We start from the raw sequence: 7449 nt of genomic DNA, 5'->3' as shown, positions 1-7449 counted from the left end.
CACTGCGAGCGTCCTTCGATTTCAGTCGCTGCACGCCATATCCTTGCTCTGACTTAATCTTGTCCATAAGAGTCTCCTTATTTCTGATAGCTTACTCCTATGGTCATATGATACAAACTTAAAATAAACTGATAACACTACCTTCATACATTCGCCGGGATTTCCCCAGAGTAGGATATCCCGGCTCTTTTATATGGGATCTAGTGACTCGTCAGGGTACGAATGTCGTTTTGCTACTGTGCTGCCAAACTCCATTTTGGCAGATACTTCTGCCGACGATTCAAAAGCTTCATTCCCCCTCTGAGTTATCGATACTTGAACCTGATATTATCGGGTAATCATCGAGTGAGCACAGGATGATAACGCCTTGATATCAGCTTCATCACTGCATCGAACAAAGGGAAAGAGGAGAGTGATTCAAAACTCCCTTCGATTGCAGTGGCAATACAGAGATAACCACACCAAGCTTGACATAGCACTAGCATACCTATCGAACTGGTAGGCGATGAGTTGATGATACATCCACCTGATGCTGTGAAAGAAGGAGCACGGAATTCTCTTGACCGATTTATCAACCATTCTATATTGAGCAAAATAATTGGGATCCAGAATATGAAAATCATTAAAGCGTTATTTATTCTTGTGTTTTATTCTGTCTCAAGCTTCCTATTTTGCGAAGTGAAGACCCTGGCAAACGACAACTTCATGGTCTATTACCACCCCGGGATGGAAGATGAAGCCCTCCAGGTACTGCAGGTAATCGAGTACTACCGTCCCCGCTTGGAGCAACTAACCGGAAACACTTATCCCCGTGCTGCAATCAAGCTGGAAGACATGGGCAACCTGGTTAATGGCTTTGCCAGCCCGACCGGCAATCTGATTGGTCTCTATATGTATCCACCCACCAATGATGAGCTTTCTTACGGTGAGGACTGGTTTCAGATCGTGGCTCCACATGAATATATCCATCAGCTGCAACTGACTCACGAATCCGGACTTCCTTCCATCTTGCGTACAATTTTCGGCAACCTCTTTTATGTGCAGATGTATCAGCCCATGTGGATGACGGAAGGCATCACCGTCTATGGCGAATCCAAGCTTTCCGACTATAGCGGCAGGATGAACAGTGCATACTACTCCGCTCTGATCTCCGCTTTGGCTCGCGAAGACAAATTACCCTCTCGCACCAAAGCCTCCTATTATTCTAAGGATACTCCTCTGGCTCACTATTATGTGTTTGGTGGCAGCTTTCATCGGTATCTAGCAGAGACCTACGGGGAGGATAAGTTCGCCGCCCTGTATAAAGATAACTCCTCCAAAATGGAGGCATACACAAACATGATAACTCCTGCTTTGGCTTTGGATCCCGCTTTCAACAATGCTTATGGAGTCCCTTTACAAAACTTGTGGAACGATTGGCAGGCCAGCGAAAAAGCTCGCGTGAAGAACATCGAGCGCAAGCAGATCACGAAGGATGGATGGGAAAAAGACAATCTGAAATATCACCAGGGTGCACTGTACTACACTCACCGACATCAGGTAAAGACCGGCCCCGGATCTTCATTCTCCAGCTACAAACTCATGCGTATTGATCTTGGCAATCCCAATACAAAGCCAGAAACCATCCTTAATCAAGCCACAGATTTCCCAGCAGCTTATCACATTCTGGGAGATAGGATATTTTATAGCCGCAATGAATATAAGCGGGGCTTTGCCAATAAGGAAAACGACGGTTATGGTGCCATCACTCAGATTCTGTTGAAAGAAGGTTATGGCAGCAGAATCCTTTATGAAGGCAGGGTGAGGGCATTCTTGCCCCAAGCGGACGGAAGTTTACTGATCGCGGAAGACAAGCCCTTGTATCGAGGCTCTGTCCTCTTCAATTTCGATCCCGCTTCAAGGAGCAAAAGAGTCCTGTATGATGGCGAAGAGCTGATCCACTCCATTTCCCTGATGAACGGCCTGATCTACCTGAATGCAAAAGCTTATTGGAGCAATAGCGATATATACGCCCTGGAGCAGGGCAAGCTGATCCTTATTGTAAGCGGGCCTGGAGCGCACATTTTGTTACGCGCTCAAGACGGTCAGTTGCATTATAATGAAACCTTAAACGACCAATTGAAAGGCTACATTCTGGATCTGAACAGTAAGCGGACATACAGCCTGTATAGCGATGACTACCTGAAAAACCCTGTATTTCCGGATTCTGACACCATGTATTATCTCTCACCCAATGCCGGGGGGATGGACGTGTATCAAGCAAGTGTAAACCTCAAGGAAATCCGACGCCCGGTCGTAAAAAAACCTGTTCCACCCTTTGCCAAAGGCAAGTTTAGCGGCCAAAGCACTCTCTTTGATGGCAGCTCCATCTATCAGGGAGATTACTGCCAAAACATCTTTCACATGATCAATCCGCGGGTATTGCGTTTACCCATCATCGAAGGAACCGCGGACTCCCTGTCTATCGGAGCAGTTCTGGTAGGTATGGATGCAGTGGGAGATGTTCCCATGTGGCAACTTCAGGCTGTGTACGACTCCCAACGCAAGACAGTAATTGGCGATCTCTCTATTGGCAGCCGTGTCTTCAGCCCCCTAAATCAGGATCTGATCATCAGCTCCGATGAGGATATCAGCATTACTCTGAATAACTCCATCTCGCTATTCCAGCGTCAGAATTACGGGCTCAACAGCATTAATGCGGGCTTGGGGCTAAAGGCCAGAGATCAGTTCGACAGCTATATGGCATATCCTTTCATCAGTCAAAGCTTTTCCTGGGCTAGCGGGCAGGCGGGAATCCGCAATACTCTGTATATGGAATTTGATGATTTAAGCCTGGATAGCAGATACCGTACCGGTTGGCAGGGACAGTTCGCTGTCCGGCAGAAGTTGTTTGCCCCGGCTGAATTGAACAGTACTCTGAATCTTGCCTACGATCCAGACGCAGATTCGGACGACGTATTTTACTCTTTACGCGGATACAGCAAAGAAATGGCTGCGAACAAAGGGGCTACTTTGCGCAATACCCTTTATACCCCCTTGCTCAAGATTCGGGAAGGTATGTGGAATCCGCAGATTTACCTGGAAGACATCAATTTGGGAATCTTTTACGATCTTGCTGTGCCCCAGGACGAGACCATAGTTCCAGAACAATACTCCTATGGCCTGGAGTTGATTGCGGAGATCGGTGCTGCTTTTTCCGGATTCAGTACGGCCGGGGTGCGCTTTAGTAAAACAAAAGAAGGCGAAACTGCTGTGGATTTGATCTTAGGAATAGGTTACTAACGCAAGAGACCAGAAATCCGCAGATACATATAGACAACACCGCAGGAAATTACGAATACTATCACGAAGCTCATTATCGCCACATAACGTGGAATAAAGCCGAAGAGAGGAGTGAGTATATCTCTTTTGTTCGATAACGTTCCGGAAGATTTGGATGTGGGCAAAGACACCGGTTCGTCAGTATAACTCGATTCGAAAGTAACATAATTTCCGTTCTTAGTTCCCGCTTTGGAATAATCTGATTGGCTGCCATACTGGATTAAAAGGAGAAAAAAAGCAGTACACAGCAAGGCTATTTGAATAGCCCCCTTCAGATAAGCCACAAAAGGATTATCGTCTCTCACGCTGTATTGCGTTTTTGCAATTTTCCAAAACCTGCGTTGGTGCTTGATCTTCTATCCTCTCTTCACTTTATTCTTTCTATAGACAGAATCTTTTATTATGCTTTTATTGACAAGGCATTTCTTTATACTACACACGATGCACTGTTGATATCCTTACACATATCAGCTACAAATATCTTCTCAAGAGGCATTCACCTTATCCATCCTATTTTACGATTTCTTGCATAACCGAAATAAACGGATAGAGTGAATGACACACATTTTTCTCCGAGACGACAAGTTCTTTGCTTTCAAACAAATAGCAAGCAATTTCAGGGACATCCAGACCCTAATTGCGCTTAATCAGAAAAAAGAACTTGCTCCAAAAGTGGGATCAGTTAGATTAGTTAGTGAGCGCTTACTTACGTGCGCCAATACTAAGGAAGATATGATGGATATTACTTCAAGACAAATGGAAATACTACAGGCTGCCATCCGCGTGATTGCACAGCAGGGCTATGAAAAGCTCACTACTAAGAACCTGGCGAAGAGCATCGGCATTAGCGACGCTGCTTTGTATCGCCATTTCAGCAGCAAGAAAGAGCTAGTTACAATGATCCTCTGTTACTTTGAAGACATATCCTGCTCTGTAATCCATCGTATAAATAGCCAAAACCTGAATCCCCTGGAAAAGCTAAGTCACTTCGTAATGGACCGCTACAAACTTTTCACCCGGGATCCTGATTTGGCCATGGTGATGTTTAGTGAAGAGCTATTTAAGAACGATCATTCATTTGAGGAGCAATTGCTCTCCATTATGCACATCCATCGTAATGAAGTAATGGGATACATTCGTGAAGGGCAAAGTATGGGCTTGATTTGCTCCGAATTGAATCCACTTCACATTTTCCGGATGGTAGTAGGTTCCATGCGTTTGTTAGTAAGCCAGTGGAATATGAGTAAACATGCTTTCGATTTGGTGGAAGAAGGGAGATCTCTTTTGAATACAATAATAAAACTAATAGAGGTACAGAAATGAAGCGACAGATTATCAAAATCGACGAAGAAAGCTGATCTGTTGATTTCAGCAGATTGTGTACCCTATGCTTTTGGCGATTTCCACCGCCGTTTTCTGAAGGGTAAGATTGTTATTACATTTTGTCCCAAACTGGATCAGGATGTGGAGAGGTACATCGATAAACTGGCGCAGATATTTACTTTGCATGAGATTAGGAGCGTTACCATCGTGAGGATGGAAGTTCCCGGTTGCGGCGGCACGGAGATACTCTTGCAGAAAGCTCTGGAGCGTGCGGGCAAGATGCACTTTGTAAAGGTAAACATCATCAGTGTAGATGGAAAGATAATCTAAGGAGAAGTAGATGGAAAGCAGGTTTTACAAGAATATCCCTCCCGTACTCAATGCCACGGGTATGGTCGGTACAAAACTTTACAGCCAACCTGAAGGAGAGATCGTACACATCGAATTTGAGCCCAAAGCACACCTTAAGGCTCATAAAACCCCTGTTAATGTAGCTTTTTACGTAATCGTAGGCAACGCAACCGTTACTATCGGTGAAGAGACCAATACCTTCCCTGCGGGCACCATTATCGACAGCCCCAAAGATATTCCCCATGCCGTAACCAATGAGGGTGACAGTGTGATGCGCATCCTCGTAGTAAAGATGCCAAAACCATAATAAAACACATAGGAGAAACAAACATGAGCATGTTCTGTTACCAATGCCAAGAAACCGCCCGCAACATGGGTTGCACCATGCGAGGCGTATGCGGAAAGCCAGAAACTCTGGCACACATGATGGACCTTCTTATTTACAGCCTCAGGGGCCTGGCACACGTGGATCACAAACTTGTCCAGGAAGGCAGATACTATCCTGAAGACGCTTTGTTCGTGATGCAAGGCCTGTTTACCACCATCACCAATGCAAACTTCGACGAGAGCGTTATCACTGCTCTTATCGACAAAGCTTTGGCACTCAGAGACAAACGCAAAGATGAACTATGCGCCCTCATCGGCGACAAATGCGGAAGCTGCCCGGAAGCTGCCACTTTCAAGATCACAAAGGATCAGTATCCCGAATTTGCCGCCAAAGTGGGTGTGTTGAGAACTGAAAAAGAAGATATTCGCAGCCTTCGCGAAACCATCACCTACGGTCTGAAAGGCATTTCCGCTTATGGCGATCATGCCGCAATGCTGGGTTTTATGGATGATGATGTAAACAAATTTATCATGGAAGGTCTTGCCGCCACCATCGATGACAGCCTGAGTGCCGATCAGTTGGTAGCAATGGTATTGAAGACCGGTGAAAACGCCGTGAAAGTAATGGCAAAGCTGGATGAAGCAAACACCAGCACCTATGGCAATCCCGAACCTACCCACGTAAATATCGGTGTCGGCAAAAAACCCGGTATTCTGGTCTCCGGACACGACCTGAAAGACTTCGAAGAACTGTTGATCCAGACCGAAGGCAAGGGAGTGGATATCTACACTCACAGCGAAATGCTGCCGGCAAACTACTATCCTGCCTTCAAGAAATACAAGCATTTTCATGGCAACTACGGCTCATCCTGGTGGCATCAGTTGGAGGATTTTGAAAACTTCAACGGAGCTATCCTGATGACCACAAACTGCATTGTACCTTTGCGTAAGGAGAACACCTATCTGCACAGAATGTTCACCACAGGTATGACGGGATATCCCGGAGCAATTCACATTGCGGATCGGAAAGACGGCAAGCCAAAGGACTTCAGTCCGGTTATTGAAGCTGCGCTAAAATGTCAGGCTCCCAAAGAGATCGAAACCGGCGAGATCGTTGGCGGATTTGCCCATGCTACAGTATTGTCTTTGGCGGACAAGGTTATCGAAGCGGTAAAATCCGGTGCAATCAAGCGTTTTGTGGTAATGGCGGGTTGCGATGGCCGGATGCCGAGCCGCAAATATTTTACTGAAGTAGCAGAGAAGCTTCCGAAGGATACTGTTATCCTCACTGCCGGTTGCGCAAAGTACCGCTATATCAAGCTCAATCTGGGTGACATCGGCGGCATCCCGCGCATCCTCGATGCTGGACAGTGCAACGACTCCTATTCTCTGGCAGTAATTGCCCTGAAGCTGAAAGAAGCCTTTGGTCTGGATGATGTGAACAAGCTTCCACTATCCTTTGATCTTGGCTGGTACGAGCAGAAAGCTGTGGCAGTATTACTTGCACTCTTGTATCTAGGTTTCAAGAATATCCAGATAGGGCCCACTCTGCCAGGTTTCCTGTCCCCCGCAGTTGCCAAAGTGATCATCGATACCTTTGGCCTGAAACAAATTACAAATCCCGATGATGATATCGCAGCCATGATGGCAGGTTGATAGATTCTAAAACTCACTCGAAGGCAGGATGTTCTCCTGCCTTCATTTTTCGCGGATTTGACGGCGATTCGGCGATCGCCGATGCGAAAACGTACAGGTGGACACCTCAGCCCAGAGGGCGATACTATATAGAAATCTGCGTCAATCCGTTTGATCTGCGTCATCTGCGTGCTATCTTCCTCCTTGCTTCAAGCAGTGCCGAAGCTGATATAAAGCCGTTATCATCCAGTGCTCACTCGATGATAACCCGATGATATCTACTGCGGCACTCTTTAATCCAAAGAGACAGAGATACAGCAAGGTAGACTATTTATGAAAAAGACCTTGACTGAGATACGAAGATGAAAAAAATGTAGTTGGTCGCTTGGCCTTAGATAGAGTATAAGAACTGAGGAATATAAAATGTCCTCAAATAACCTGAGAAACAATGAGTTGGGAATTTACACAAACATTTGGGACTCAACATAAAAA

The 7449-nt window shown here is 45.9% G+C and carries 6 protein-coding genes; 5 read left to right on the top strand and 1 reads right to left on the bottom strand.

All coding sequences use genetic code 11. The features are described 5' to 3' along the window. Positions 1-612: 612 nt before the first annotated feature. Positions 613-3282: a hypothetical protein gene (locus PHF32_08215; GenBank protein ID MDD4560700.1), complete on the top strand. Its 2670-nt coding sequence runs from the start codon at positions 613-615 to the stop codon at positions 3280-3282. On the opposite strand, the gene PHF32_08210 is transcribed toward PHF32_08215, so the two are convergent. Continuing rightward, on the bottom strand, positions 3279-3626 hold the full coding sequence (locus PHF32_08210; protein MDD4560699.1) for a hypothetical protein: 348 nt from the start codon (positions 3624-3626) through the stop codon (positions 3279-3281). The two genes, PHF32_08215 and PHF32_08210, sit on opposite strands and share 4 nt — an antisense overlap. A 250-nt stretch (positions 3627-3876) precedes the next feature. Here PHF32_08210 and PHF32_08205 point away from each other — a divergent pair, with 250 nt between their 5' ends. Genes PHF32_08205 through hcp form a run of 4 tightly spaced genes read left to right on the top strand, consistent with a single transcriptional unit; the run spans position 3877 to position 6978 of the window. Beyond that, complete coding sequence (locus PHF32_08205; GenBank protein MDD4560698.1) at positions 3877-4644, top strand: TetR family transcriptional regulator; 768 nt, start codon at positions 3877-3879, stop codon at positions 4642-4644. A gap of 39 nt (positions 4645-4683) precedes the next feature. After that, positions 4684-4974 carry a hypothetical protein gene (locus tag PHF32_08200; protein MDD4560697.1) on the top strand — a complete coding sequence of 97 codons (291 nt, stop codon included), beginning with the start codon at positions 4684-4686 and terminating at the stop codon, positions 4972-4974. 10 nt (positions 4975-4984) lie between these two features. Next, positions 4985-5302, top strand: coding sequence for a cupin domain-containing protein (locus PHF32_08195; protein MDD4560696.1), 318 nt, complete (start codon positions 4985-4987; stop codon positions 5300-5302). 29 nt (positions 5303-5331) lie between these two features. Next, positions 5332-6978, top strand: a complete 1647-nt coding sequence (gene hcp, locus PHF32_08190; GenBank protein MDD4560695.1) for a hydroxylamine reductase — start codon at positions 5332-5334, stop codon at positions 6976-6978. The last annotated feature ends 471 nt before the right edge of the window (positions 6979-7449 follow it).

This window comes from Candidatus Cloacimonadota bacterium (genome assembly GCA_028706475.1).
In the GTDB taxonomy this organism is placed as follows: Bacteria; Cloacimonadota; Cloacimonadia; order Cloacimonadales; family Cloacimonadaceae; genus UBA5456.
This window is presented reverse-complemented; position numbering and strand designations above follow the sequence as displayed.